2 protein-coding genes are annotated in these 691 nt (G+C 72.8%); one reads left to right on the top strand and one right to left on the bottom strand.

Features of this window, described 5'->3' with window-relative positions; genetic code table 11:
• Window positions 1-208, top strand: a 208-nt coding sequence (locus CCL05_RS43680; protein ID WP_143590090.1) for a SpoIIE family protein phosphatase, incomplete at its 5' end; no start/stop codon positions are given.
• Between the two features lie 19 nt (window positions 209-227).
• Here CCL05_RS43680 and CCL05_RS43675 read toward each other — a convergent pair.
• The coding region (locus CCL05_RS43675; protein ID WP_143590089.1) for a GAF and ANTAR domain-containing protein at window positions 228-691 on the bottom strand (464 nt) is incomplete at its 5' end.

The raw sequence follows: 691 nt of genomic DNA, 5'->3' as shown, positions 1-691 counted from the left end.
CTACACCGACGGCCTCGTCGAACTCCCCGGCACCGACACGACCCGGACCACCTCCGACCTGGCCGGGCACCTCGACGCCGGCGACGGCCACGACCTGGAACGGCTCATCGACAGGCTCGTCCACCACACGACGCCCACCGGACAGCACGCCGACGACATCACGGTGCTCCTGCTGCGCGCCTCCCACCCCGACGGCGGTCCGTCGTGAGGTCGCCGCAGCGCTCCGGTCAGGCCTGGCCGGAGGCGTCGAGGCGGACGCGCCGGGCGACGTCGCGCAGCTTGATGTTGTGGTGCTGGGAGATGCGCCGCAGCACGTCGAAGGCCTCGTCCTCGCTCATCCGGTGACGCTCCATGAGGATCCCCATGGCCTCCCCGATGGCGTGCCGGGTTTCCAGGGCGTGCTCGAGCTGGTCGACGGTCCGGGCGGTGGCCAGCGCGACGGCGGCATGGGAGGCGAGCAGCCAGCCCGCGGCCTCGATGTCCTTGCCGAAGGCCCCCGGCCGGCGCGAGTACAGGTTGAGGGCGCCGAAGTCCTCCTCGGCGGTGTAGAGCAGCACGCCGGTCATGCTGCCGATCCCGAGGTCGCGGGCCGCCTGGGAGAACCGCGGCCAGGACGGCTGCGGCTGCGTCATGTCGGCGATGCGGAACAGCCGCTCGCCGTCCACCCGCCGGGCCGCGTCAAAACACGGCC

Source organism: Streptomyces africanus (assembly GCF_002150735.1).
GTDB classification, from domain to species: domain Bacteria; phylum Actinomycetota; class Actinomycetes; order Streptomycetales; family Streptomycetaceae; genus Streptomyces; species Streptomyces africanus.
The sequence above is the reverse complement of the archived record's forward strand: the minus strand, read 5'-3'. Positions and strand labels throughout refer to the sequence as shown.